This window comes from Arthrobacter sp. NQ4 (genome assembly GCF_029077345.1).
In the GTDB taxonomy this organism is placed as follows: domain Bacteria; phylum Actinomycetota; class Actinomycetes; order Actinomycetales; family Micrococcaceae; genus Arthrobacter.
Genome location: NZ_JARETC010000003.1, coordinates 18,317 through 43,244, shown reverse-complemented (window position 1 = coordinate 43,244; position 24,928 = coordinate 18,317). Strand labels below are relative to the sequence as shown.

General features: G+C 67.8%; 24 protein-coding genes. 16 read left to right on the top strand and 8 right to left on the bottom strand.

The features are described 5' to 3' along the window. The first annotated feature begins 283 nt into the window (after positions 1–283). The 8 genes from PUN51_RS06650 (at position 284) to PUN51_RS06615 (ending at position 6,648) form a co-directional block, all read left to right on the top strand. Complete coding sequence (locus PUN51_RS06650; RefSeq protein ID WP_159632320.1) at positions 284–634, top strand: LysM peptidoglycan-binding domain-containing protein; 351 nt, start codon at positions 284–286, stop codon at positions 632–634. 197 nt (positions 635–831) lie between these two features. Continuing rightward, complete coding sequence (locus PUN51_RS06645; protein ID WP_275180307.1) at positions 832–1,950, top strand: histidinol-phosphate transaminase; 1,119 nt, start codon at positions 832–834, stop codon at positions 1,948–1,950. Positions 1,951–2,011: 61 nt separating this feature from the next. Beyond that, on the top strand, positions 2,012–2,638 hold the full coding sequence (gene hisB, locus PUN51_RS06640) for an imidazoleglycerol-phosphate dehydratase HisB (RefSeq protein WP_224025616.1): 627 nt from the start codon (positions 2,012–2,014) through the stop codon (positions 2,636–2,638). Continuing rightward, positions 2,635–3,396: an imidazole glycerol phosphate synthase subunit HisH gene (gene hisH / locus PUN51_RS06635; RefSeq protein WP_275180306.1), complete on the top strand. Its 762-nt coding sequence runs from the start codon at positions 2,635–2,637 to the stop codon at positions 3,394–3,396. The genes hisB and hisH overlap by 4 nt, the downstream gene beginning before the upstream one ends. Then, positions 3,397–3,555: a hypothetical protein gene (locus tag PUN51_RS06630; protein ID WP_275180305.1), complete on the top strand. Its 159-nt coding sequence runs from the start codon at positions 3,397–3,399 to the stop codon at positions 3,553–3,555. It begins immediately after the preceding gene. A gap of 84 nt (positions 3,556–3,639) precedes the next feature. Further along, positions 3,640–4,386 (top strand): bifunctional 1-(5-phosphoribosyl)-5-((5-phosphoribosylamino)methylideneamino)imidazole-4-carboxamide isomerase/phosphoribosylanthranilate isomerase PriA, encoded by a 747-nt coding sequence (priA, locus tag PUN51_RS06625; RefSeq protein WP_159632316.1) that lies wholly within the window; start codon positions 3,640–3,642, stop codon positions 4,384–4,386. Between the two features lie 21 nt (positions 4,387–4,407). Next, entirely contained in the window at positions 4,408–5,292 is an 885-nt protein-coding gene (locus PUN51_RS06620) for an SseB family protein (RefSeq protein ID WP_275180304.1), read from the top strand. A gap of 57 nt (positions 5,293–5,349) precedes the next feature. Further along, a complete protein-coding gene (locus PUN51_RS06615; protein WP_275180303.1) occupies positions 5,350–6,648 on the top strand; it encodes an MFS transporter in 1,299 nt (432 codons plus the stop codon). An 89-nt stretch (positions 6,649–6,737) separates the two neighbouring features. Here the strand turns inward: PUN51_RS06615 and PUN51_RS06610 are convergent, their stop codons facing one another. Beyond that, positions 6,738–7,124: a DUF1844 domain-containing protein gene (locus tag PUN51_RS06610; protein ID WP_159632313.1), complete on the bottom strand. Its 387-nt coding sequence runs from the start codon at positions 7,122–7,124 to the stop codon at positions 6,738–6,740. A 400-nt stretch (positions 7,125–7,524) separates the two neighbouring features. Here PUN51_RS06610 and infC point away from each other — a divergent pair, with 400 nt between their 5' ends. The 4 genes from infC to PUN51_RS06590 all read left to right on the top strand — a co-directional run bounded on the left by infC (position 7,525) and on the right by PUN51_RS06590 (position 10,364). After that, positions 7,525–8,547 carry a translation initiation factor IF-3 gene (gene infC / locus PUN51_RS06605; RefSeq protein ID WP_374114917.1) on the top strand — a complete coding sequence of 341 codons (1,023 nt, stop codon included), beginning with the start codon at positions 7,525–7,527 and terminating at the stop codon, positions 8,545–8,547. Between the two features lie 118 nt (positions 8,548–8,665). Further along, the gene (rpmI, locus tag PUN51_RS06600; protein ID WP_009358635.1) at positions 8,666–8,860 is read left to right on the top strand and encodes a 50S ribosomal protein L35; all 195 of its coding nucleotides are present in this window, start codon (positions 8,666–8,668) and stop codon (positions 8,858–8,860) included. Positions 8,861–8,978: 118 nt separating this feature from the next. Further along, the gene (gene rplT, locus PUN51_RS06595; protein WP_018763610.1) at positions 8,979–9,368 is read left to right on the top strand and encodes a 50S ribosomal protein L20; all 390 of its coding nucleotides are present in this window, start codon (positions 8,979–8,981) and stop codon (positions 9,366–9,368) included. Positions 9,369–9,437: 69 nt separating this feature from the next. Continuing rightward, positions 9,438–10,364: a TrmH family RNA methyltransferase gene (locus tag PUN51_RS06590; protein ID WP_275180301.1), complete on the top strand. Its 927-nt coding sequence runs from the start codon at positions 9,438–9,440 to the stop codon at positions 10,362–10,364. A 141-nt stretch (positions 10,365–10,505) separates the two neighbouring features. On the opposite strand, the gene PUN51_RS06585 is transcribed toward PUN51_RS06590, so the two are convergent. Both PUN51_RS06585 and PUN51_RS06580 read right to left on the bottom strand, forming a co-directional pair. Further along, positions 10,506–10,781 (bottom strand): GlsB/YeaQ/YmgE family stress response membrane protein, encoded by a 276-nt coding sequence (locus tag PUN51_RS06585; RefSeq protein ID WP_159632311.1) that lies wholly within the window; start codon positions 10,779–10,781, stop codon positions 10,506–10,508. 167 nt (positions 10,782–10,948) lie between these two features. Next, positions 10,949–12,157: an MFS transporter gene (locus tag PUN51_RS06580; RefSeq protein ID WP_224025622.1), complete on the bottom strand. Its 1,209-nt coding sequence runs from the start codon at positions 12,155–12,157 to the stop codon at positions 10,949–10,951. A gap of 167 nt (positions 12,158–12,324) precedes the next feature. Between PUN51_RS06580 and PUN51_RS06575 the strand changes: the two genes are divergently transcribed. After that, positions 12,325–12,783: a (deoxy)nucleoside triphosphate pyrophosphohydrolase gene (locus PUN51_RS06575; RefSeq protein WP_275180300.1), complete on the top strand. Its 459-nt coding sequence runs from the start codon at positions 12,325–12,327 to the stop codon at positions 12,781–12,783. A gap of 13 nt (positions 12,784–12,796) precedes the next feature. On the opposite strand, the gene PUN51_RS06570 is transcribed toward PUN51_RS06575, so the two are convergent. The 3 genes from PUN51_RS06570 to PUN51_RS06560 form a co-directional block, all read right to left on the bottom strand. Next, positions 12,797–13,927, bottom strand: coding sequence for an Rv2578c family radical SAM protein (locus tag PUN51_RS06570; RefSeq protein ID WP_159632308.1), 1,131 nt, complete (start codon positions 13,925–13,927; stop codon positions 12,797–12,799). 107 nt (positions 13,928–14,034) lie between these two features. After that, positions 14,035–14,694, bottom strand: a complete 660-nt coding sequence (locus tag PUN51_RS06565; protein ID WP_268891542.1) for an SIMPL domain-containing protein — start codon at positions 14,692–14,694, stop codon at positions 14,035–14,037. Next, a complete protein-coding gene (locus PUN51_RS06560; RefSeq protein WP_159632307.1) occupies positions 14,691–15,143 on the bottom strand; it encodes a hypothetical protein in 453 nt (150 codons plus the stop codon). Before PUN51_RS06560 ends, PUN51_RS06565 begins: the two co-directional genes overlap by 4 nt. 201 nt (positions 15,144–15,344) lie before the next feature. Between PUN51_RS06560 and pheS the strand changes: the two genes are divergently transcribed. The 3 genes from pheS to PUN51_RS06545 are packed head-to-tail and all read left to right on the top strand — an operon-like array spanning position 15,345 to position 19,689. Next, positions 15,345–16,406, top strand: a complete 1,062-nt coding sequence (pheS, locus tag PUN51_RS06555) for a phenylalanine--tRNA ligase subunit alpha (RefSeq protein WP_159632306.1) — start codon at positions 15,345–15,347, stop codon at positions 16,404–16,406. A 2-nt stretch (positions 16,407–16,408) separates the two neighbouring features. Beyond that, entirely contained in the window at positions 16,409–18,952 is a 2,544-nt protein-coding gene (gene pheT, locus PUN51_RS06550; RefSeq protein WP_275180299.1) for a phenylalanine--tRNA ligase subunit beta, read from the top strand. Positions 18,953–18,984: 32 nt separating this feature from the next. Then, entirely contained in the window at positions 18,985–19,689 is a 705-nt protein-coding gene (locus PUN51_RS06545) for a 4'-phosphopantetheinyl transferase family protein (RefSeq protein WP_275180298.1), read from the top strand. On the opposite strand, the gene PUN51_RS06540 is transcribed toward PUN51_RS06545, so the two are convergent. Then, complete coding sequence (locus PUN51_RS06540; protein ID WP_275180297.1) at positions 19,653–21,014, bottom strand: M1 family metallopeptidase; 1,362 nt, start codon at positions 21,012–21,014, stop codon at positions 19,653–19,655. The genes PUN51_RS06545 and PUN51_RS06540 overlap by 37 nt on opposite strands. A gap of 11 nt (positions 21,015–21,025) precedes the next feature. Then, on the bottom strand, positions 21,026–24,928 hold the full coding sequence (locus PUN51_RS06535) for a Pls/PosA family non-ribosomal peptide synthetase (protein ID WP_275180496.1): 3,903 nt from the start codon (positions 24,926–24,928) through the stop codon (positions 21,026–21,028).

Sequence of the window (24,928 nt, the reverse complement as noted above, 5' to 3'; positions counted from 1 at the left end):
CCCACTGTCATTGTCAGACCCTGCTGTTCAACTTCAGTGGTGGATGTTCTGTGGTTTCAAAACTAGGCCAGCCACATTGCTTTTTCAAACATTTGTTCTAGCGAGTCTCGACATTGTTCGTTGATAGGTGCTAAAACTTAACAAGCAAAGTTCGAACATGTGTTCTAACCAGCAGGTGCCCCATTCGAATACGCGGCCGGGAGAAGTCCCGGCGCGATATGAACGGCAAGGCAGCAGCGGGCGGACACCCGGGCAGCACGGCAAGTCCAGGAGGGCTTAGTTCATGTCAGCTTTATCTCTTCACCAGGTTTCACCTTCGTCCGCACCCCTGCGGCTGACCCGCCGGGGGAGGATCGTCCTGATCGGAGTTCCGCTCGTGCTCCTGGCCGTACTCCTGCTGTCGCTTTCGGGCCTCTTCCACTCCCCGGCCAAGGCCTCGGACTCGGCCGCCGACCTTGCCGTGACGCCCACCGTCACGGTGACCGTGCAGTCCGGCCAGTCGCTGTGGGCCATTGCGGGCGCCGTCGCTCCGGACCGGGACGCCCGGGACGTCGTGGCGGACATCGTCCAGCTCAACAACCTTGCCGCGGGCACCGTTCTTCCGGGCCAGCAGCTCTTCGTCCCCACTCACTGACCGTCCCCACTCACTGACCGTCCCCGCCCACTGACCGGCCGTCTACTGACCGGCGCCACCCCTGAGTTCGTGGCCTCTGCGAGAGTGGCCTGCCTGGCTGGCTGGCAAGCCCTGGAGCGGGCCGCCGCGGGACATGCCGAGGGCGAACAGGAACCGTCACATTTTCCGGTCGTTGCCGCGGCAACTAAACTGTTCAGGTGAACGACCAGCTAGAACGTCTGAACCGGCTTCCCCTCCGCAGCAACCTCCGCGGCCTGACCCCTTACGGGGCGCCCCAACTGGACGTCCCCATTCTGCTGAACGTCAATGAAAACACCCATGGTGTCCCCGCCGACGTGCGCGCAGCCATCAGTGCCGCCGTGACGGAGGCCGCTGCGGGTCTAAACCGTTACCCGGACCGTGAGTTCACCGCGCTCCGGAAGGCCCTGGCCGAATACCTCGGGCATGGGCTCGATGAAACCAACCTGTGGGCCGCCAACGGTTCCAACGAGGTCCTCCAGCAGATCCTCCAGGCCTTTGGCGGTCCGGGCCGCACCGCATTGGGTTTCCCGCCCACGTACTCCATGTACCCGCTGCTGGCCAGCGGAACAGACACGCAGTACATCACCGGGGAGCGCGCGGAGGGCTATGACCTCAGCGCGGAGTCGGCCGCGCGCCAGGTCAAGGAACTGCAGCCGAACATCGTGTTCCTCTGCTCGCCCAACAACCCCACCGGGACCGGACTTGGGCTGGACGTCGTGGAGTCCGTCTACGAGGCCGGTTCGGACAGCCAGGCCATCGTCATAGTCGATGAGGCGTACCACGAGTTCGCGCACGACGGAACGCCCAGCGCGCTGACGCTCCTGCCCGGCCGTGAGCGGCTGATCGTGTCCCGCACCATGAGCAAAGCGTTCGCCCTGGCGGGGGCCCGGCTCGGCTACATGGCCGCTGCACCCGAGGTCACCGACGCCCTGCGCCTGGTCCGCCTGCCGTACCACCTGTCCGCCATCACCCAGGCCACCGCCCTGGCCGCACTCGAACACCGCGAAGCGCTCATGGCCGACGTCGAGGACATTAAGAAGCAGCGGGACCGCATCGTGGCCGAACTGACCAGGATGGGCCTCAAGCCCGCCGCGTCGGACTCCAACTACGTGTTCTTTGGCGGCCTGGAAAATCCGCACCAGGTCTGGCAGGAACTGCTGGACGCGGGCGTGCTCATCCGGGACGTGGGCATCCCCGGCCACCTCCGGGTCACCGCAGGCACTGAGGCGGAAACCACAGCCTTCCTCACGTCCCTGGAACGCATCCTTGCCGGCCACGCCGCGCTTCGCGCCTAGACTTGATACTGCGGCGCTGGTCGCCTTGAACCACTCCTTCTCCCACTAAGGATCCTTCACCATGAGTCCAACCGGATCGAATACGGCTGCTGCCCGGACCGCCCGCATGGAGCGTGCCACCAGCGAGTCCTCCGTACTCGTGGAGATCAACCTCGACGGAACCGGCGTATCGGACATCGATACCTCGGTGCCGTTCTACGACCACATGCTGACCGCCCTGTGCAAGCACTCACTGATCGACATGACGGTCAAGGCCACCGGCGACACCCACATTGACGTCCACCACACCGTGGAGGACGTCGCCATCACTTTCGGCGAGGTCCTCCGGACCGCCCTGGGCAACAAAGCAGGGATCCGCCGGTTCGGCGAGGCCACCGTGCCGCTGGATGAGGCCCTTGCCAATGCGGTGGTGGACGTGTCCGGCCGCCCGTATCTGGTGCACGGGGGTGAGCCGGCGGGCCAGGAATACCACCTGATCGGCGGCCACTTCACAGGGTCCCTGACCCGCCACGTGTTCGAGGCCATCACCCTGCACGCCGGCATCTGCCTGCACATGAACGTGATTGCCGGCCGGGACCCGCACCACATCGTCGAGGCACAGTTCAAGGCCTTTGCCCGCGCCCTCCGCGCCGCCGTCGAACCGGATCCCCGGGTTGAGGGCATCCCGTCCACCAAGGGTGCGCTGTGAGCGGGCAGGTCCTGAAGGACGGGGCAATCATCGACCCGTCGGCGTCGCGCAGGCTGCCGTCGCCGGAGGGCAAGCCCACGGTCACGGTGCTGGACTACGGGTCCGGGAACGTCCGCTCGGCCGTGCGCGCGCTGGAACGTGCCGGCGCGGAAGTGGTCCTGAGCGCCAAGCCGGAAGACGTGCTGAACGCGGACGGCTTGGTGGTGCCGGGCGTCGGCGCGTTCGAGACCGTGATGCGCGAGCTCAAGGCCGTGGACGGCATCCGGCTCATCGGCCGGCGCGTGGCAGGCGGCCGCCCGGTCCTTGGGATCTGCGTGGGCCTGCAGGTCCTGTTTGAAGCCGGCGTCGAACACGGCACCGAAGCGCAGGGCATCGGCGAATGGCCCGGCAAGGTGGAGGCACTCCCCGCCGAAGTTGTTCCGCACATGGGCTGGAACACCGTCAAGGTCCCCGAAGGCTCGAAACTCTTTGCCGGCGTCGAAAACGAGCGGTTCTACTTCGTGCACTCCTACGGCGTGCAGGAATGGAACTTCGACGTCATCCAGCCCCGGATGGCGCCGCCCCTGGTTACCTGGTCCGAGCATGGCGGACCGTTCATCGCCGCCGTAGAAAACGGCCCGCTCTGCGCCACCCAGTTCCACCCCGAAAAGTCCGGCGATGCCGGTGCGCGGCTCCTGCGCAACTGGGTGGAAGGCCTGCGCAAGCCGGCCGCCGCTGACTCCGGCGCCCCGGCCGCCGACGCCGGCAGTGACGCCTAGATGTGGCCCGTACTCCTGACGGGCCTCGCCGGCCTGCTGATTGGCGGCGGCATCTCGTTCCGGCAGCAGCGCAAGCCCATCTGGACCCAGGTGGCCTTTTATATCCTGGCCGCCATGTCGCTGGTCGCCGCCTACCTGCTCACGCTGCCGGCCGGCTGATCCAGGGGCTCCGCGGCACTGCCTGAGCGCGCCGACTTCCACCCGCCTTTGCCCGAAACCGAAGAACCAACACCGAGGATGAGTATGACCACCGCACATGACCTGCCGGTACTTGAACTGCTGCCTGCCGTCGACGTCGTCAACGGCCAGGCCGTCCGGCTGGTCCAGGGCGAGGCAGGAAGCGAAACCAGCTACGGAACGCCCCTCGAAGCGGCGCTGAACTGGCAGCAGCAGGGCGCCGAATGGGTTCACCTGGTGGACCTTGACGCAGCGTTTGGGCGTGGCTCCAACGCCGACCTGCTCCGCGAGGTGGTGGGCAGGCTGGACATCAAGGTGGAGCTCTCGGGCGGCCTCCGCGATGACGAGACCCTGGAAGCAGCCCTCGATTTGGGTGTGGCACGCGTCAACCTCGGGACCGCGGCACTGGAAAACCCGGAGTGGACTGCCCGGGCCATCGAGCGCTTCGGCGACAAGATCGCCGTCGGCCTTGACGTCCGGGGGACCACCCTGGCCGGCCGTGGCTGGACGAAGGAAGGCGGGGACCTGTGGGACGTGCTGGGCCGCCTCGAAGAGGCCGGCTGCGCCCGCTATGTGGTGACCGATGTGACTAAGGACGGCACCCTGCAGGGCCCGAACGTTGAACTCCTGCGCCAGATGGTGGAGAAGACCGGCAAGCCCGTGGTGGCCTCCGGCGGCATCTCCAGCCTGGACGACCTCAAGGTCCTCCGCTCGCTGGTTCCCCTGGGCGTCGAAGGCGCCATTGTGGGCAAGGCCCTCTACGCCGGAGCCTTCACGCTGCCCGAAGCCCTCGACGTCGCCGGCCGCCGCTAGGCGCGGGGAAGCAGCCCGGCCATGCCCAGCTCCGAAGAACCGGTAAACCCTCCCGCCCGCCACCTGCCCGGACATATCGCGGCGGCGCTGGCCGGCGCCGGTGGTGCCACGGACTCCGCGGGACAGCCATGGGCCGGCCGCAGCCTCGCCGGTGAAGACGCAAAGATCCACAACTTCGAGGACGACGACGGAACGGCCGACGCCGGCTACCTCGCCGCAATTGCCGCGCTCCGCCAGGGGCGGGGCGACGAGGCTGACGTCGTTGCGTCGCTGGCCACGGCCCGGGTCTTCATTCCCATCGTGGCGCAGCTGGCTGAAGAGGCAGAAACAGAGCACGGGCTGCACGCCGACAAACAGGCGGATATGGCGCTGGTGACGCTGAAGGCTGCGGACGGACGGACTGCGCTGCCGGCCTTCACGTCGGCAGACGCATTGTCCGCATGGCATCCCGAAGCCCGTCCGGTGGCCGTCTATGCCGCCCGCGCGGCGCTCTCGGCCGTCGCCGAAGGTGCAGAACTCCTGGTCCTGGATCCGGGCGCCGACGTGACGTTCGTGGTGCGCAGGCCCGGTGTCTGGGCCCTCGCCCAGCAGCATGGCTGGACCCCTTCCTACAGTGACCCGGAGCTTGCCGCCGAAATGGGCACCGCTGCCGCCGGCTTCGCGGCTGTCCGCGGCATCGAGCTGCTGCCCGGCAGGGGAGTGGCCGCCATGGCCGCCGACGGCTCTGTTGTTCCAGGCGGTGGTGCCGGGCCGGAGCTGCAAGTGGTGCTTTACCTTGAAGACGGCCTCGACGCTGCCGGTGTGCAGGAGCTGGTGGCCGGCCTGCAGTCAAAGTGGTCACAGAATGTATTGTTTGGGGAGCGCGTCGACTCCCTTGAAATCAAACTGAGGCGCGCTCCCGATTAACCGCTGCAGGGTGGGTGATCCCCGCCGGTACAGCGGAATACCCTGAAGGACCGCTTCGTGAATTTCGCTCTCTACCGGGAGTTGCTCGCCATCCGGCCGATCCGGCGGCTGCTGCTGGTGGGCATGGTTGCCCGCATCCCCCATTCAGCCGCGGGGGTCCTGCTGACCCTGCATATCGTCCTCACCCTGGGCCAGGGCTACGCCGCAGCCGGCGCTGCAGCGGCGGTCATGACCATCGGCATTGCCCTCGGGGCGCCGTGGCGGGGGAGGCGCGTGGACACCGTGGGGTTGCGGACCGCCCTCATCCCGTCGGTCATCTCGGAGACCGTGATCTGGTCCATCGTGCCCCATGTGTCGTACCAGTGGCTCCTGCCGCTGGTCTTCGTGGGCGGCCTGCTCACATTGCCCATTTTCAGCGTGGTGCGGCAATCCTTGGGTGTCCTGGCCGAGGGTGACCAGCGGCGCACCGCGTTCGCCCTGGACGCCATCACCACGGAATTCGTATTCATGATCGGGCCGGCCGCCGGCGCCGTCGTAGCTACCAGCGGCCACACTACTGCGGGACTGACGGTGGTGGGCATGGCTACGTCCCTCGCCGGGCTGTTCCTCATGTGGTTCAACCCGCCCACCCGCAGCCGGGACCAAACGGTCGAATGCGTCGAGGATGAACAGCACGCTGCGGAAGTCGCCGTCGTCTCCACGGCACCGGCGCATGTCCAGGAAGCGGCCGCGGAGCTGGCCCCTGCGGGCGCGGCCACCAGCGCGGCGCAGAGCGGCCTGCGGGGAAGGCTGGCCGGCGGCTTCGCCTGGTTCACGGCCACGGTCGCGGCACTCTTCGCCGTTGCCGCCGGCGCGGGCATGGTCCTCAGCGGCACCGACGTCGGCATTGTCGCGGCCCTGGAAACCGGCGGCCACCAGAGCGAAATCGGGATCGTCTTTGTCTTCTGGTGCGCTGCCTCCGTGCTGGGCGGCCTGATTTACGGCGCCATGCACCGGCCCATTCCACCTGTCATCCTGCTGCTGGGCATGGCCGCGCTGACGCTGCCCATGGCCTTCGCCCACGACACGTGGACGCTTGCCTTCGTCTCCGTCCTCCCCGGCCTGCTCTGCGCCCCCGTGCTGTCCGCGGCCTCCGAGAAGGTCGCGGACCTGGTATTGGAGGAACGGCGCGGGGAGGCCATGGGCTGGTACGGTTCCGCGCTGACCGCCGGCGTTGCGCTCGGTTCGCCCCTCGCCGGGGTCTTCATCGACATCATGGGCCCCTCCGGCGGCTTCGTGTCCGTCGGCGCCGTCGGCGTGCTGCTCTGCCTGGTGGGCCTAGCGCTCCAGCAGCGCCGCCGCCGCGCCGCCGCCTGAGCGGCCCCGTAGCGGGGAGTTAAAGCGCGACGGCGGGACAGCCTGCAAAGGCCGTCCCGCCGTCGGACGCTGCTTGGGGGAGTCGCTGCCTAGTTCACGGCCCCGGTGTACTTTTCACCCGGGCCCTTGCCCGGTGCATCCGGAATCAGCGACTCTTCACGGAAAGCCAGCTGCAGGGACCGCAGTCCGTCGCGCAAGGGCCCTGCGTGCTGGGAGCCGATCTCGGGGGCGGCTGCGGTCACCAGGCCGGCCAGCGCGGTGATCAGCTTCCGGGCCTCGTCGAGGTCCTTGAGTTCGGCTGCGTTGTCCTCTGCGGCCAGGCCAAGCTTTACCGCGGCCGCGCTCATCAGGTGCACGGCGGCCGTGGTGATGACCTCGATGGCGGGAACTTCGGAGATGTCGCGGATCTGTTGTGAAACGTCTGCGCCTGCTTCGCCGGGCTCGAAGACGTACGAATTACTGTCTGAGGTGCTCATACTGGTAAGCTTGACACAGACCGACTGGATGTCGTTATTTCAGAGATTGTCCCAAACGATCAGGTTCCCAACAGCGCTTCGCGGCGTTGACGGGAATTTTTTCTGTAGAATGGCTTCCAGTTTGCAAGCGGAGTTCTCTCCCACCCGCGTCAGCCGCTGTCCCACCCGTTCCTTTGGAACCTGCAGGGACGCAAGGTTGCCGGGTACCTGGTTGGGCATGGGCCGGCATTTGCCGGGACCGTGCGCGTGCAGCCCTTTGCGGGGTTGCCGGTCCAACCTCTTTGAGGCCTTCGATTGCTCCGGCAATTGGGGGCCTTCTTCATTTGCCGGACTCAACAACAAACACAGGAGCTTTAACATTAGCGAGCCAAGAATCAATGAGCGTATCCGCGTCCCCGAGGTGCGGCTGGTCGGCCCTGCAGGTGAACAGGTAGGAATCGTCCGTATTGAGGATGCCCTGCGCCTGGCTGCCGAGTCCGACCTTGATCTCGTTGAAGTTGCACCTCAGGCGAAGCCTCCGGTGTGCAAGCTGATGGACTTCGGCAAGTACAAGTACGAGGCCGCAGTCAAGGCACGTGAGGCCCGGAAGAACCAGACGAACACGGTTCTGAAGGAAATCCGCTTCCGCCTGAAGATCGACACCCACGACTACGAGACCAAGCGCGGCCACGCCCTGCGCTTCCTCGGCGCCGGGGACAAGGTCAAGGCCATGATCCAGTTCCGTGGCCGTGAGCAGCAGCGTCCGGAGATGGGCATCCGCCTGCTCCAGCGCTTCGCGGACGACGTCGCCGAAGTCGGCGTGGTGGAGTCCAGCCCCCGTATCGACGGCCGCAACATGGTCATGGTGGTTGGTCCGCTGAAGAACAAGGCTGAGGCCAAGGCGGAAGCACGCCGGGCAACCCAGCGCGCCGAGGCCAAGGCCCAGAACGAAGCCAAGGCTGCGGGACGGGTTGACACCTCCGGCGAGGACCAGGCCCCCATGACCCAGTCACTGGCGGACCTCCTGCCGGAAGGCTTCACCGTCTCCACTGAACCGGAGGCACCGGCCGCGGACAGCGCCCCGGCTGAAGCCCCTGCTGCCGCTCCTGAGCAGGAAGCCCCCAAGGCCCCCGCTCCGAAGCAGGAAGCTCCAAAGCAGGAAGCCCCGAAGGCCGAAGCCCCCAAGGCTCCCGCTCCGAAGCAGGAAGCTCCGAAGCAGGAAGCCCCGAAGGCCGCCGCTCCCAAGGCTGCTGCACCGAAGGCCGCCGCTCCGGCGCCCCAGCCTGCAGTTGCCGCCAAGCCGGAAGCGGCCGCACCGTCGGCGCCGAAGCCGGCTGGTGTGCCTGCGCCGCCGAAGCCGGTGGCCAGGCCTGCTGCACCGAAGCCTGCTGCCCGCCCTGCCCCCAAGGCAGTGCCGAAGCCGGCCGGTAAGAAGACCAACTAGTTCACAGCTGTCGGGGCGTGTCCCCGGCAGTCAGCAACCAGCATGCTGCCCGCAGGGGTGGCTGCGCGATAGAACTGCCGGCCCCCGGGTCCGCAGAAACGTTAGGAGATCGGTTCCCATGCCGAAGATGAAGACCCACAGTGGTGCTAAGAAGCGGTTCAAGCTGACCGGCAGCGGCAAGCTGCGCCGCCAGCAGGCCAACCGCCGCCACTACCTGGAGCACAAGTCCAGCCGCCTGACCCGCCGCCTTGCCGGCGACAAGATCGTCTTCAAGGGCGACGCCAAGGTCATCCGGAAGATGCTCGGCATCTAGTTTCCAAGTTTATTGATGGACCGCCCACCGGTGGTCCGTCACCTGCCAAACAGCCTTCTCAGGCCGCCGGAACACCGGCAACAGATGCTTGGGATCAGATTTTCGAAGGAGTACGCACGTGGCACGTGTGAAGAGGGCGGTCAACGCCCACAAGAAGCGCCGGGTTGTTCTTGAACGGGCGAAGGGTTACCGCGGACAGCGTTCGCGCCTGTACCGCAAGGCCAAGGAACAGCTGCTGCACTCGTTTGTGTACAGCTACGGTGACCGCAAGAAGAAGAAGGGCGACTTCCGCCGCCTGTGGATCCAGCGCATCAACGCTGCGTCCCGCGCCAACGGCCTCACCTACAACCGCCTCATCCAGGGCCTGAAGGCCGCTGAGGTCGAGGTTGACCGCCGCATGCTGGCCGAGCTTGCCGTTTCTGACGCCAACGCCTTCGCTGCACTGGTCCAGGTGGCCAAGGACTCCCTGCCGGCAGACACCTCCGCCAAGAAGGTTGCCGCAGCCTAGCAGCCGCTGCCGCCCCTCGGCTGAGGGGCCAGTTCAGGAACTGGAAGCGTCAGCTACTACAGTTCTTGTATGAACGAAACCGGGCGCCCGCAAGATCTTCCACTGTCCAACCCCCGAGCCGATCGGGTCAGGGACGTGGCAAAGCTTGCAGGGCGCCCGGCCCGTTTAAAGCGTGGCCAGTTCCTTGCCGAGGGGCCGCAGGCGGTCCGGGAAGCCCTCAAGCTCCACCAGCAGCGCCTCGCGGCGGGAGCGCCCGGAGTGGTTACCGAGGTATTCGCCAGCGAAAGCTGCCTGGACCGCTTCCCCGAATTCGAAGAGCTCGCCGAAGGCACCAACGCCCGGCTGGCCACCGATGAGGTCCTGGCGGCCATGGCGGACACCGTCAACCCGCAGGGAATCGTGGCCGTCTGCAGGTTCGTGGACGTTGAGCTGGCGGACGTGCTCGACGCCGGCCCGCGCCTGATTGCCGTGCTGTGCCAGGTCCGGGACCCGGGAAATGCAGGAACCGTGCTGCGTGCGGCCGATTCGGCCGGTGCCGACGCCGTCATTTTCACAGCGTCCAGCGTGGATATCTACAATCCCAAGGCGGTCCGCTCCACCGCAGGGTCGCTGTTCCATCTTCCGGTCGTCCTGGCCGCAGATCCCGCGGAACTGGCTGCCGCTTGCAAGGCCCGGGGCATCGGCGTCCTCGCTGCCGACGGTTACGGGCAGCTGGACCTGGATGTCCTGCAGGACGAGAACGCGCGGCGCAGGCTCACCGGGGACGGCCCTGAATCCGCCTTTGACCTCGCTGCGCCGACCGCCTGGTTCTTTGGGAATGAGGCCCAGGGACTCTCGGATGAGGAGCTTGAACTGGCCGACCACCGGGTGGCGGTCCCGGTGTACGGCGCGGCCGAAAGCCTCAACCTTGGAACCGCAGCTACCGTGTGCCTCTACGCCAGCGCCCGATCCCAGCGCCGCCCCGATACTGCCGCCGGGCAGGTCAGCGCCGGGTAAGGGGAGCACGACGGCGGCCGGCGGCCCGCGCCCGGCCGCACTCCCGGTGCCCGCATGCACATCCGCGGAGCAGCATTGTTGCCGGGCACAAAGAAAGGCCCCGGAAATCCGGGGCCCGATGGTTGTTGCTGGACAGAGTTATCAGGGAGCGCGGCTGGCTTTTCCGCGTCCGGTGACGGCTCCGTAGATGCCGGCGACAACCAGGCCGCCGACGATAGCGAGAATCCAGGTGCCGAGGTCGAAGAAGGCAAGATCGCCCTTGTTGAACAGGAGGCTGCCAATCCAGCCGCCAACGATGGCTCCAACGACACCCAGGATGAGGCTGGTAACCCAGCCGCCGCCGACCCGTCCGGGCATAACGGCTTTAACGATGGCCCCGACAATCAGGCCCAGAATAATCCAAGCAAGAAAACCCATGTCTCCTCCTCATTGTGACCGGGATTAATAGTCCCGATGAGCCTCAAGCTAACATAAGCACCCCGCAAAGTCAGTAGCCCCAAAAAGGGCGTTGCCGCATCGTTAGGAGCGTGTATCGGCGGGAAGTTTCAGGGGCCGTGGCCGCGGGGCGCGCAGTGGGCCACGGCTTAGCCCGCCAGCGGCCTCTTCCGTTCCAGCAGGCCGCTGAGGAGGGCGACGCCGAAACCGAGGACGGCCAGGACGGCGCCGACGAGTGCCGGGGCAACGAAGCCCCACCCGAGGGCGATGACCACTCCACCAAGGAACGCGCCGAGTGCGTTGGCGACGTTGAGGGCGGCATGGTTGAGGGAAGATGCCAGCGACGGTGCATCCGGGGAGGCGTCGAGGAGCCGGGTCTGCAGGGCGGGGATCAGCATGGAACCGGAAGCTCCCACCACGAACACCATCACCATGGCGCTCCACTGCCAGTGGGCTGCCACCGCGTAAACCACCAGGGCCACGGCAATGGCCGGGAGGACCCGGTAGAGGGTGCCCATTACCGATTTGTCGGCCAACCTGCCACCCACGATGTTGCCGGCCACCATCCCCAGTCCGTACAGGGCCACCACCAGGGGGAGCAGCCCCGACGGGATGCCGGCCACGGCCGTCATGGTGTGCGCGATATAGGTGTAGGTGGCGAAGAAGCCGCCGAAGCCCACGATGCCCACCAGGAGGGCCAACCAGACCTGTAGCCGCTTGAGGGCGCCAAGTTCGCGACGGATGCTGGCATCGGGGTGGGCCTGCTGGAACGGGACGAACTTCCACACCATGGCCAGGGCCACCAGGCCGATGGCGCCCACCAGGACAAACAGCAGGCGCCACCCGAAGGTTTGGCCCAGCCAGGTGGCGAACGGGACGCCCACCACGTTGGAGACACTGAGCCCGGCCATGACCATGGAGATGGCCCAGCCCCGCCGGGTGGGGGGAACCAGGGATGCAGCGATGACGGCAGCAACTCCGAAGAACGCCCCGTGGGGCAGCCCGGCGGCAAAGCGGGACACGAGCATCGTCCCGTAGTCAGGGGCTATGAACGAGGTCAGGTTGGCCACGGTGAAGAACAGCAGGAGGCCCAGTGCCAGTTTCTTGCGGGGCAGCCTGGCGCCGACGGCGGCAAGGAGCGGAGCGCCTACCACGACTCCCAGTGCGTAGGCGGAGATCAGGTGCCCGGCCTCTGGAGTACTGATCCCCAGGCCCTGTTCCACTTCCTTCAGCAGGCCCATCATGGTGAACTCGGTGACGCCGATGCCCACCCCGCCCATGGCCAGGGCAAAGATGGCCATGCCGACGTTGGGGGTCTTGGTGCGGGCTGCCGTGGACGGGGAAAGGACGCTGCTCATATGCCTGCTTTTCAAAAAGTGGAACTGGAACTGGAACTGGGACGGGACGCCACGGCAATGGGGCAGGAATCCGGACAGTGAGGCCAACCCCGGGCGGGCAGGCCCTATTCCCTGGGACGGGAAATGCTGATCCGGGCTGTTCCCATTGTGGCCCATAGAATGGGCCGGTGACTGGACTGATTCAGGTAGTGGGCGGAGCCGTGGTGGACAGCCTTGCCAATCCAACGGCACTGCTGGTGGCGAGGCGGAGCGCTCCGGAGCACCTCGCCGGGCTGTGGGAGTTCCCCGGAGGCAAGGTGGAACACGGCGAGGCGCCCGAAGCGGCACTGGTACGGGAACTGGCCGAGGAGCTGGGAATCGGGGTGCGGCTGGGGGCAGAGCTGCCGGCGGAAACACCGGCCGGATGGCCCCTGAACGACCGGGCCAGCATGAGGGTCTGGTTCGCCGAGGTGACCCGTGGCGATCCCGCACCTTTGGAAGACCATGACGAACTGCGCTGGATCCGGCTGCAGGACAGCGAAGCAGTCCTGGGGCTGCCGTGGATTCCGGCCGATTACCCGATTGTGCGTGCCCTCCTGGAGTCAGTGGACGCACTGGTGCCGGGGAAGGGCCGGGCCCACGCCTGATAATCCAGGCTGCTCAGAACAAGGAATCCTGCACCGCGGACGGCGACGCTGAAGCAGCCGTGGGACCTCCGGGCGCTGCAGCCGGAATGCTCCCCGCCGGATACTCCGCTTCCTCGGCGCGTGGATCATCCACGTCCCGGTTGTCGAGGTCCCTGTTGTTGAGGTCCCGGTGGCTGAAGCCGGAGGAATGCGAAAAGCCGTGGCGTGCCTTGAAATAGCGGACCTTGCCGGCAAGCCACGTCCGGTATTCCTTGGACGCGTAGGAGCCGGTCCCGTAGAGCCGCCGGTAGCGGCCGGCCAGTTCGGGATGGTTGGCGGCGATCCACTTCATGAACCATTCCCTGGTGCCCGGCTTCAGGTACAGCGCGCCCGCGCTGACTCCGGTTGCGCCGGCGGCCGCCAGGGAACCGAACAGCGCATCCAGGGCTTCATCGCTGTCCGAGAGCCACGGCAGGATGGGCATCGCCATGACGCCGCAGGGCAGCCCGGCTTCGCGCAGCCGGGACACCAGTTTGAGCCGGGCCCTGGGCCCCGGGGTGCCGGGCTCGATCGCCTCGGAGAGGGCTTCGTCGGTCATGGCCAGGGAGATGCCAAGCCCTACCGGCACCTGCGCGGCAGCACTCTTGAGCAGCGGGATGTCCCGTGCCAGCAGCGTCCCTTTGGTGAGGATGGACAGGGGAGTGCCGGACTCCGCCAGGGCATTGATGATGCCAGGCATGAGCCGGTACCTGCCCTCGGCCCGCTGGTAGGGGTCGGTGTTGGTGCCCAGCGCCACCTGCTGGCGCGTCCATGAGGCCTTGTTCAGTTCCTTCCGGAGGACTTCCGCGGCGTTGACCTTCACCACCACCTGGCTGTCGAAATCCATGCCGGCGTCGAAGTCAAGGTAGGTGTGGCTCTTGCGGGCAAAGCAGTAAACGCAGGCGTGGCTGCAGCCGCGGTAGGGATTCACTGTCCACTCGAAAGGCATCTTCGATCCCGCCGGGACCCTGTTGAGCACCGATTTTGCGGTGACCTCGTGGAACGTGATCCCGGCGAACTCGGGGGTGGTGACCGAGCGGACCAGCCCGGCCAGCGGAAGCAGCGCGGGACCGGGTCCTCCTGCGGTTTCCGGCGTGGGCACCAGTGCTTGCGCTTCCCATCTCATGGGACCCATTCGAAAACATGTTCGAATTTAAGTCAAGGCGCCACGCAGTCGAAGCCACTGGAAACTATGCCTCGACGCGGCCCATACGGCTCCAGGCGCCATCGGGGCTAGGGCCGCAGTTCCCATGTGACGGTGACGGCTGCCTCCACCCGGTTCAGGCCCGGCTCAACCTGTGGACCTTCCGTGGCGGATGCCCGCTGCAGCCCGGCAAACGGTACCGGTCCCGGCGCCGGGCGCTGGTCGGTGACGGACAGGACCCGGCCCAGGCCGGCCGAGGCCAGTGCGGCATACTGCGCAGCGGAACCCAGCGCGTCCTGCCAGGCCGCGTCACGCGCCTGCGCCCGGACCACTGAGTCGTCCGAAAGGACCAGCTGCAGGCTGTTCAGGCGGACATTGTCCCCGGCGGTGTGGACGGCTGCTGAAACTGTGGCCGCCGCGCTGCCGAGGTCCCGCAGCCTGACCGCGAGGCTGCTGGAGGCAATGTAGCCCACAAGCCGCTGGCCCTCACCGTCCCGCCAGGCGAGGTCCGCTCGGACGGCCAGGCCGGCCGAGCGGATATCGTCCGGGGAAACGCCCCGGCTGCGGAGGGCCGCTCCAACTGCCGCCAGGTCCCTGCCTGCTGCCGCGTAGGCTTCCGCCACCGATTCGGCGCGGCACTCCATGCCTATGGAAACAAGCATCAGGTCCGGTGCGGCCTCCGCCCATCCAGTCCCCGTGACGGTGATGGCCCCAGGATCCCGGCGGTCCTGCGGGTCCTGGCCCGTCACGGCTGCCTCGCCGCCCGGAGTGGGTAACCGCCGGCGGCAAGGCCTGCCCGCCGCTCGAAGATGTTCGCCGTCCCCGGATTGCCGGTGCGCAGCACGGACCAGCCGGCGGCTGCCAGGTACAAGGGGATGAAGGGCAGCCCCAGGCACCACGCGTACTGGCTGCAATGCCGTTCCTCGTGTCCCAGGAGCGCAGGCCGGGACAGCAGGTCCGCAGCCGTGCTGCGGCACAGCACCACGTTGCCCAGGGTGAAGGCGCCGGCGAAAGGCAGCCGCCAGCGGTAGCCGGCCGCAATGATCAGGCCGCGCGGCCCCCGGCTGATCCGGGTCCGGGCGGCCAGGGCGACGGCGAGCCCGGCCAGGGTGCTCCCGTTGAGGAGGTTTGCTGCCCGCCTGAGCCGCTGGGCCGTCGTCGGGCCATTCACCGAACCTGCGTGCTGCCGCAACGTCATGAGGCCATGGTAACCGGAGGGTTCTACTAGACTGGAGGGCAGTGGCCGCCGGTCCTGCCGGCGAGCCCTGACCTGGTCATTGAATGACACTGACGTTCAGCGCATTCATCCATGACCTGCCAGCGACGGAGGCACCGGGCGGGAAACCGCGCAGGGCTGCCCCGGCCGCAGGCAGCCACGACTCGTAGCTAAGAACAGTAGATGACTGAAACTTTGCCGGGCGCCGCCATCCCGAACCCCACGGATGAGGCCGCCATCAACGCCGCTGTAGACCAGGCCATCACCGCCATCGCCGGTGCGGCCACCCTTGACGAGCTGAAGGCGGTGCGCCTCGCCCACAGCGGCGAAAAATCGCCGCTTAGCCTGGCCAACCGGGAAATCGGCCGCCTCCCCAAGGACCAGAAGGCGCTCGCCGGAAAGCTGATGGGTGCTTCCCGCGGCCGGGTCAACAAGGCGCTCGCCGACCGGACCGAGGTACTCGAAGCCGAGAATGATGCCCGGATCCTGGTTGAGGAGACCGTGGACGTCACCGCTGCCCCCCGCCGCCGCCGCGCCGGTGCGCGCCACCCGCTGTCCACCCTGCAGGACCGCGTGGCGGACATCTTCGTGGGAATGGGCTGGGAGATCGCCGAAGGCCCCGAGGTGGAATCCGAGTGGTTCAACTTCGACGCCCTGAACTTCAAGCCGGACCACCCGGCCCGCGAAATGCAGGACACCTTCTTCGTGGAGCCGCCCGAAGCCCACCTGCTGATGCGCACCCACACCTCCCCGGTGCAGGTCCGCTCCATGCTCGAGCGTGAGGTGCCCATCTACGTGCTGTGCCCGGGCAAGGTGTTCCGCACCGATGAGCTGGACGCCACCCACACCCCGGTGTTCCACCAGTTTGAGGGCCTTGCCATCGACAAGGGCCTGTCCATGGCGGACCTGCTGGGCACCCTGGAGCACTTCACCCGGCAAATGTTCGGCGAGGAGGCGAAGGTCCGCCTGCGCCCCAACTACTTCCCGTTCACCGAGCCCTCCGCCGAGCTGGACATCTTCCACCCCGGCGCCAAGGGCGGCCCGCGCTGGATCGAGTGGGGCGGCTGCGGCATGGTCAACCCCAACGTCCTGCGCGCTGCGGGCATCGACCCGGACGTCTATTCAGGTTTTGCCTTCGGCATGGGCATCGAGCGTGCCCTCATGTTCCGCAACGAGGTTGCCGACATGCACGACATGATCGAAGGCGATGTACGGTTCAGCGAGCACTTCGGGATGGAGATCTAACAGTGCGTATCCCACTTTCCTGGCTGCGGGAATTCGCAGCAGTACCGGCCGGAGCAACGGCCGAAGACGTCATGGAAGAACTGGTCAAGGTCGGCTTTGAAGAAGAAGCCGTCCACCGTCCCACGGACACCCTCCAGGGCCCCGTGGTGGTGGGCCAGGTCCTGAGCCTGGTCAAGGAACCGCAGACCAACGGCAAGACCATCAACTGGTGCCAGGTCCGCGTAGTCCCCGAAGGCAAGGAACAGACCCTCACCGGGGACGGCATCGACCCGTCCGGCGTCCAGGGCATCATCTGCGGCGCGCACAACTTCGTTGAGGGCGACAAAGTGGTGGTCACGCTTCCGGGCGCCGTGCTGCCCGGCGACTTCCGCATCTCCGCCCGCAAGACGTACGGCCACCTTTCCGCCGGCATGATCGCCTCGGTCCGCGAACTGGGCATCGGCGAGGACCATGACGGCATCCTGGTGCTGTCCCGCATCGGGCTGGACCCTGAGGTGGGTACCGACGCCATGGAGCTCCTGGGCCTGTACGACCAGGCAGCCGAAATCAACGTCACCCCGGACCGCGGCTACGCCTTCTCCATCCGCGGCGTGGCCCGCGAATACGCGCACGCCACCGGCACCGCCTTCACGGATCCCGCCTCCAGGGTCCAGGCGCCGGCCGAACTTTCCGGCGGTTACGGCGTCAAGCTCAACGACGACGCCCCGATCTACGGCAAGGCCGGCTGCGACCGGTTCGTGGCCCGCACCGTCAGGGGCGTGGACGCCACCCGTCCCACCCCGCCATGGATGGTCTCCCGGCTCCGGCTCGCCGGCATCCGCTCCATCTCGCTGCCGGTGGACATCTCCAACTACGTCATGCTCGAACTGGGCCAGCCCACGCACTGCTATGACCTGGACAAGCTCTCCGGCGACATCGTGGTGCGCCGCGCCGCCGCAGGGGAGAAGATCACCACCCTGGACGGCAAGGAACGCACCCTTGACGCCGAGGACCTGCTCATCACCGACGACTCCGGCGCCATCGGCATCGCAGGCGTCATGGGCGGTGCGGCCACCGAGGTGAGCGATTCGACGTCGAACATCCTGGTTGAGGCGGCGCACTTTGACGACGTGTCCATCGGCAGGTCCCGGCGCAGGCACAAGCTGCCGTCCGAGGCGTCCAAGCGCTTCGAACGCGGCGTGGACTGGCAGGTGGCGGGCATCGCCGGCCAGCGCGTGGTGGACCTCCTGGTGGAACTGGCCGGCGGCACTGCCGACGAAGCCGGCACCGACGTCGGGACCGCCCCGGAAACCATCACCATCGATTTGCCCGCAGGCTTCGCTGCCGCACGTATTGGCATCGACTTCACCGAAGACCAGATCGTCACCTCGCTTGAGGACCTGGGCGCCGTGGTTGCAAAGCACGACGCCGGGTGGACGGTGACGCCGCCGAGCTGGCGGAGCGATCTGGAGACCAAGGAAGACCTGACCGAGGAAATCGCCCGGCTGGTGGGCTACGACAAGATCCCCGCCACGCTGCCGGTCGCCCCTCCGGGCCGCGGCCTCACCCGTGTCCAGCAGCAGCGCCGCCGCCTCATCCAGGCACTGGCCGACGCCGGACTCACCGAGGTCCTGTCCTACCCGTTCGTCTCCAAGGCGGCCAACGACACCTTCGGCGTGGCTGACGAAGGAGGGGCGCGGACCGCCCTCAAGCTGGCCAACCCGATCAGCGAGGAGCACGGCTACCTGCGCACGTCCATCCTGCCCGGACTGATCGAGGTGGCCAAGCGCAACCACTCCCGTGGCTTCCGGGACCTGGCCCTGTTCGAATCCGGCCTGGTGTTCCTGCCCGAGGGGACGGTGGGCACAGCCTCCATCCCGCCGCTGGGTGCCAAGCCTGCCGATGAGGTTCTTGACGCTTTGTACGACGGCGTCCCGAACCAGCCGTTCCACATCGCGGCAGTCCTCACCGGCCACGATTCCCCGGCCGCCGCGTCCCACACGCCCCGGGTGTGGGACTGGGCCGACGCCCTGGACGTGGCCCGGCTTGCCGGCGACGTGCTGGGCGTGGACCTGGTGGTCAGCCAGGGCAGCCACCAGGCGTTCCACCCCGGCCGCACCGCCCGGCTGGCGCTGCGCACGGGGGAGACCGTTGGCTACGCCGGCGAACTGCACCCCAAGCTGCTGGCCGCCTCGGACATGCCCGCCCGTTCGGTGGCACTGGAACTTGATGCCGATGCCCTGTTCGAGGCCGCGCCGGACGTGATTGTGGCCCGCCACATTTCCACGTTCCCGGTGGCCACCCAGGACGTGGCGCTCGTGGTCCCGGCCGACGTGCCGGCAGACGACGTCCTTGCCGCCCTGCGCGAAGGCGCCGGAGAGCTGCTGGAAGACGTGGCGCTGTTCGACGTTTACGCAGGCAAGGGCATCGAGGACGGCAAGAAGTCGCTGGCCTTCGGGCTCCGCTTCCGGGCCGCCGACCGCACCCTGACCGCTGACGAGGCCTCGGCGGCGCGTGAAGGCGCAGTGGCGCTGGCTGCCGAACGCTTCGGAGCTGTCCAGCGGTAGGTTTCCTCCAGGCATTTCGGGAAGGGCGGGTCATGGCGCAATGCGAAGTGCGCGCCATCCCGCCCTTCCTGCTGTCCGGGAAAGACAGCGGGATGCAGGAGGAGGCCGAAGGCCTCCTGGACAGCGTCGAGCTGGCGCGGGCCAAGGCTTTGCCGCCAGCCGCCGGCATTGCTTTTCTGGCCGGCCGGCTGGCGCAGCGGAGGCTCGCCCCGGAGCTGCTCTCACTTCCCGCCGCAGACCTCACCGTGGCCTACAGCTGCCCACAGTGCGGGACCGGCCCCGGGGTGGGCCACGGCCGGCCGGGATACAGCTATCGGGGTGCCCCTGTGCCGCTGGCACTGAGCTTGTCCCGGGCAGCGGGCTGGACATTGTTGGTGGCTGTGGTGGACGCCTCGCCGGGAACGCGGCTGGGCGCCGACATCGAGGATCCGTCCCGTACCGGCTTTGACGGGTTCGACAGGCTTGCCCTGACGCCTGCGGAGCGCCGGAACCTCCGGAACGTCAGGGTGGAGCTGCTGCCGGCGGCGAGGGCCAGGCTCTGGGCACGCAAGGAAGCCTGGCTGAAAATGACCGGTGACGGACTCCGGACTGCGCCGTCCACCGTGGACGTCAGCGGGCGTCCCGGCCTGCGGGACCTGGGCCCTGCTGAAACCGGGCTGCCCGCACACCTGGCCGCCGCCGTCGCACTTTCCGGACCCGTTCAGGCCAGCGGAAGCGGCGGCAGCGGCTCCTCGTAAAGCCAGGGGTGCAGCAGCGGCTCCGCATCGACAGCTGTGGCGCTGCTGACCGCCACGATGAAGTCCTGCGTCGTGACCGAGCCGTGCCTGTGACCGGCTGTCCAGTCCTGCAGGACGGCGAAAAAGGCGAGGTCGCCCACGGCCATCCGGACGGCGTGCAGGGCCAGGGCGCCCCGCTTGTACACGCGGTCATCGAACATCCGCTCGGGACCGGGATCACCCACCAGGATGTCCTGGTCCTCCGCCTGCAACCGGTGCCAGGCCGCCGCGGCCCGCTCCGCCACGGGCATGACACCGGCTTCCTCGGACCAGATCCACTCGGCATAGCAGGCGAAGCCCTCGTGCAGCCAGATGTCCTGCCACCCCGCAGCGGTCAGGGAATTGCCAAACCACTGATGCGACAGCTCATGGGCGATCAGGCGCTGGGACTCCCAGTCCAGGCCCAGGTGGTTGGGACCCAGGATTGCCATCGACTGCGCCTCAAGCGGGATTTCCAGTTCGTCCTCGGTCACCACCACCGTGTACGCGGGAAACGGATAAGGGCCAAAGCAGTTGCTGAAGGTGCGCATCATTGCCGGTTGCCGGGCCAGTCCTGTCCTGGCACGGTCCGCCAAGGCGTGGGAGACCGCCACGGACTGCGGAACCGGGGCCCCGTGCCGTCCGGCGTCCAGATCCAACGGCACGTACCTGCCAATCTGGACGGTCGCAAGATAGGCGGCCATCGGCTCCGCCTGTTCGTAGACCCAGGTTTCCCGGCTGGCGCGGGCCGTATGCGATTGCAGTACGCCGTTGCACACCACCCGGTAGTTCGCTTCAGTGGTGACCGTGAACCGGTAGCTGGCCTTGTCCCCGGAGTGGTCGTTGCAGGGGAACCAGGAGGGGGCACCGTTGGGTTGCCCGGCCACCAGGACACCGTCCGTCAGTTCCTCCCAGCCCACCTCGCCCCAGGGGCCGCGCCGCGGCCGCGGGTTGCCCTCATAGCGCACCTCCAGGGTGAAGGGCTGTTCCGGTTCGAAGGGGGCTTGCGAGGTGACGACCAGCTGCCCGGCCCGCTGGCTGAACCGGAGCGGTTTGCGGCCGTCGAGCAGGACCTTGGTGGCGCGCAGGCCAACGAGGTCCAGGACAATGGCCGACGTCGGAGCGCAGGTGACGCCGTGCAGCACCGCTTTGCCGCTGAGCCGGTTGCTGGCCACCCGGTAGTCCAGGTCCAGTTCGTACCTCTCGACGCGGAAGGCGTTTGTCCCGGCACCGGGCAGGTACGGGTCCGGGGAGGTTCCGGTGGCTGCGGGAATGCTGCCCCGGGCGGCTGATGCTGAAGAACTCATGGGACCTTCGGTTAGGTGGCAGACGGCGATCCGGGCCCGCTCCATGGGCTGACCGGGTTACCCATCCAGTACGTCGCGGCGGGCACTGCCTCGCCGCGCATCACCAAGGATGCCGGCCCCACCGTTCCGCCGGCGCCGATGCTGGCCTGGGGAAGGATGACCCCGTGCGGGCCCATGGTGGCCCCGTCCTCGAGCGTAACAGCGTCAATGCTCATCACACGGTCGTGGAACAGGTGCGTCTGCACCACGCAGCCCCGGTTGACCGTGGAATTCCTGCCAAGGGCCACCAGGTCGGCTTCAGGCAGCCAGTAGCTCTCGCACCACGTGCCGCTGCCAATTTTCGCCCCGAGCGCCCGCAGCCACCAGACCAGCGCGGGGGTGCCCGATGCTGCCCGGGCGAACCACGGCGCCGTGACCAGTTCGATGAAGCTGTCCACCACTTCGTTCCGCCAGATAAAGGAGCTCCACAGTGGATGTTCGCCGGGCCGGATCCGCCCCACCAGCACCCATTTCGCGGCGACGGACGCCCCTGCCGCCACGAGGCCCGCCAGCAGCATCACGACGCCGGTGAGCAGGGCGGCGGCGGCGTAGCCCCAGGTTGCTGCGATCCAGTCGAAGGCCAGCATGGTGCCGGCCGCGATGGCGACCGTGAGCATGACCGGCAGAAAGCGGCCCAGTTCCCACAGGGTGCGGGCGACTTTCAGCCGCGCCGGGGGCTGGAAAGTGCGCGAATCGTCGGAGGCGATCGCGGTCCGCCGCAACCGGACGGGCGGGCTTCCCAGCCAGGAGGTGCCGGATTTTGCCTTCGCCGGTGTGGCGGACAGGACGGCCACGAGTGAGTTCTTGGGAACGCTGCGTCCCGCGGCGGTCATGCCCGAATTGCCCAGGAAGGACCTTTTGCCGATCTTCGCCGGTGCCACCCGCAGCCAGCCGCCGTCGAGCTCGTAGGAGGCCACCATGGTGTCATCGGCGAGGAAGGCGCCCTCGCCCACGGTGGTCATCTTCGGTATCAGCAGCACGGTGGAGGCCTCGACGTTCTTACCGACCTTCGCGCCCAGCAGGCGCAGCCACACCGGCGTGAACAGGCTCGCGTAGATGGGGAAAAGCAGGTCCCTGGCCAGGTCCAGCACCCGCTCGGTGGCCCAGATCTGCCACCCCACCCGGCTGCGGATCCGGTAGTAGCCCTCCGTGATCCCGATGGAGAGGAGCCGCGTGGCAACCAGCACCAGGACGGCGTTCGTGGCGAACCACACCAGCGATGCCGGAGCAAGGGCCGCCAGCAGCCGGGGGAGGGCCCCGGTCAGGGACGTACTGCCCTGGACGAAGGTGAACGCGACCCACAGCGCGGCGGCAGCAGACAGGTACGGAATGAAGGACAGGCACGCAGACGCCAGGGAAAATCCGGCAAACCACGCACGTGTGGCAAACCTGCCCTGGGGCGGGGCATGTGGCACGCTGTGTTTGGCCTTGCCCTGCCGGCGGGCCGGTGAACCTGCGGCCAATTGGCCTGCCTTCACCTTCCCCAGAACCGCGGAACCGGCTTCCACCTGCGCCCCGGCCCCAATCGAGGCGCCGGGCATCAGCGTGCTGCGTGCACCCACGCTGGCACCGCGGCCAATGCGGATGGCCCCAATGTGAACGTCGTCGCCGTCGATCCACCAGCCTGACAGGTCCACCTCCGGTTCCACGTTGGCTCCGCTGCCGAGCGTCAGCAGCCCCGTGACAGGCGGCAGCGAATGAAGCTGGACGTCCCTGCCGATCTTCGCCCCCAGCGCCCGGGCGTAGTACGGCACCCAGGGCGCACTGGCGAGGCTGATGGCCCCTGCCAGGTCCTGGATCTGTTCCGCCAGCCACAACCGCAGGTGGACCCGCCCGGACCGGGGATAGATGCCTGGCCTGACGCCGCGGAGGAGGACCCTCGCGGCTGCGATGGACAGCAGCATGCGCCCGGCCGGGCTGACGAACACCAGCCAGGACGCTGCCACCCACCACCACGAAATGGTCGGTGCAGCAGTAAATCCGGCGAGTCCGGCCAACAGGTTGTTGATTGCCATGAGGTAGGTCAGCCACCGCATGCCCACCAGGATGTGCAGCGGCACACCCATCAGTGTCTGGAAGACCTGCGACTTCCTGGCAGTAGGCCGGACCGTCCGCTCCCGCGCAGGAACGGAGTCCCCGGATTGGTTGACCTGCCGCGCCAGCTCCACCAGTGCCCCCACCCTCGGCGTCGCGTAAACATCGGCCACCGTGATGGTGGGGTAGCGGACCCTCAGCGCGGAGACCAGCTGGGCGGCGGACAGCGAACCGCCGCCGTAGGCGAAGAAGTCGGCGTCCAGCGATGTGACGGGGCTGCCCAGCACGCTGCTCCACTGTTCCACCACCCACGCGGCATCATCCGGAAGGTTCAGCGGAGCGGCATCCGCCTCTGCGGCGCCTGCACCCGCCAGGGGCCACCGCAGGGCGTGCCGGTCCACTTTTCCGCTGGTCTTGGTGGGCAGCGAGTCAACTGTCGTCAACAATGGCACCAGCGCCGCCGGAAGGCTTGCCGCCAGCTGTTCCCGTGCGGCACCCAGGTCCATGTCGTGGCCCGGTGCGGGGGCAAGGTAGCCCACCAGGATGTGGTTGCCTGCGGCGGTGGTCTGCACGGCGGCTGCCGCGCCGGCCACCCCGGGGAGGGCCTGCATGGCTGCGTCGATCTCACCGAGTTCGATCCGGCGGCCGCCCAGCTTGACCTGGTCGTCCGCGCGGCCCTGGAAGATCAGGCCCGCCTGTTCGAACCGCACGAGGTCCCCCGAGCGGTAAGCCCGCTCCCACCCCAGGCTGGGCATGGGCGCGTACTTTTCCGCGTCCTTGGTCGGATCCAGGTACCGTGCCAGCCCCACCCCGCCGATAATCAGTTCACCCGTTCCGCCCTCGGGCACCGGGACACCCGCGGCATCGACAACGGCAAGGTCCCAACCGTCCAGGGGCAGTCCGATCCGTATTGGTCCAGGGCCGCCCAGCGGCGCCGCGCACGCCACCACCGTTGCTTCCGTGGGGCCGTACGTGTTCCAGACCTCCCGGCCCTCCACGGCCAGGCGGTCGGCGAGTTCCGGCGGGCAGGCCTCGCCGCCGAAGATCAGGAGCCGGACGTTTTCGAGGGATTCGGCGGGCCACAGGGCTGCGAGCGTGGGCACCGTGGAAACGGCGGTGATTGCGTGGTTGATCAGCCAGGGGCCGAGGTCCATGCCGGTGCGGACCAAGGCGCGCGGTGCGGGTACCAGGCAGGCGCCGTGGCGCCAGGCGAGCCACATTTCCTCGCAGGAGGCGTCGAAGGCAACCGAAAGGCCGGCCAGGACGCGGTCCTGCGGGCCGAGCGGATCATCCTGGAGGAAAAGCCGGGCCTCCGCATCGACGAAGGCTGCGGCCGAGCGGTGCTGGACGGCCACCCCCTTGGGTGTTCCGGTGGACCCCGACGTGAAGATGATCCAGGCGTCGTCCCCGGGTCCGGGCAGGCGCGCGCCCTTGAATGGACCGCTGCGTGCCGCACCTGCCGGCCCCGGCCCGACGGAGCCCCCGGCCCCCAGGACGGCTGCCACCCGGGCTTCGCCAAACACGAGCCGGGCCCGTTCTGCGGGATCGTCCGCATCCACGGGAACGTAGGCTGCGCCCACCAGGAGGATGGCAAGGATGGAGACATACAGTTCGTTGGTCCCGGAGGGGATCCGCACGCCAATCCTGTCGCCGGCGCCCAGGCCGGCGAGGTGGAGCCGGCGTCCCGTGGCACGGACCTCGTCCAGCAATTGGGCGTAACCGAGCGACGTGCGGCCGTCATCCAGTGCCGAGGCGTCAGGAAACCGGGCGGCCGTGTCCTGCAGCACATCAATGAGGGTCCGGGCCGGCGGCGCCGCGGGAGCCCCGGCCAGCTGAGGCAA

Bases quoted from the DNA above. Each gene is read 5' to 3' on its own strand.
- PUN51_RS06650 (WP_159632320.1), top strand. From the start codon at position 284: ATGTCAGCTTTATCTCTTCACCAGGTTTCACCTTCGTCCGCACCCCTG.
- hisB (WP_224025616.1), top strand. From the start codon at position 2,012: ATGAGTCCAACCGGATCGAATACGGCTGCTGCCCGGACCGCCCGCATG.
- PUN51_RS06630 (WP_275180305.1), top strand. From the start codon at position 3,397: ATGTGGCCCGTACTCCTGACGGGCCTCGCCGGCCTGCTGATTGGCGGC.
- priA (WP_159632316.1), top strand. From the start codon at position 3,640: ATGACCACCGCACATGACCTGCCGGTACTTGAACTGCTGCCTGCCGTC.
- PUN51_RS06620 (WP_275180304.1), top strand. From the start codon at position 4,408: ATGCCCAGCTCCGAAGAACCGGTAAACCCTCCCGCCCGCCACCTGCCC.
- PUN51_RS06610 (WP_159632313.1), bottom strand. From the start codon at position 7,124: ATGAGCACCTCAGACAGTAATTCGTACGTCTTCGAGCCCGGCGAAGCA.
- rpmI (WP_009358635.1), top strand. From the start codon at position 8,666: ATGCCGAAGATGAAGACCCACAGTGGTGCTAAGAAGCGGTTCAAGCTG.
- PUN51_RS06590 (WP_275180301.1), top strand. From the start codon at position 9,438: ATGAACGAAACCGGGCGCCCGCAAGATCTTCCACTGTCCAACCCCCGA.
- PUN51_RS06585 (WP_159632311.1), bottom strand. From the start codon at position 10,781: ATGGGTTTTCTTGCTTGGATTATTCTGGGCCTGATTGTCGGGGCCATC.
- PUN51_RS06580 (WP_224025622.1), bottom strand. From the start codon at position 12,157: ATGAGCAGCGTCCTTTCCCCGTCCACGGCAGCCCGCACCAAGACCCCC.
- PUN51_RS06570 (WP_159632308.1), bottom strand. From the start codon at position 13,927: ATGAGATGGGAAGCGCAAGCACTGGTGCCCACGCCGGAAACCGCAGGA.
- PUN51_RS06560 (WP_159632307.1), bottom strand. From the start codon at position 15,143: ATGACGTTGCGGCAGCACGCAGGTTCGGTGAATGGCCCGACGACGGCC.
- pheS (WP_159632306.1), top strand. From the start codon at position 15,345: ATGACTGAAACTTTGCCGGGCGCCGCCATCCCGAACCCCACGGATGAG.
- PUN51_RS06545 (WP_275180298.1), top strand. From the start codon at position 18,985: ATGGCGCAATGCGAAGTGCGCGCCATCCCGCCCTTCCTGCTGTCCGGG.
- PUN51_RS06540 (WP_275180297.1), bottom strand. From the start codon at position 21,014: ATGAGTTCTTCAGCATCAGCCGCCCGGGGCAGCATTCCCGCAGCCACC.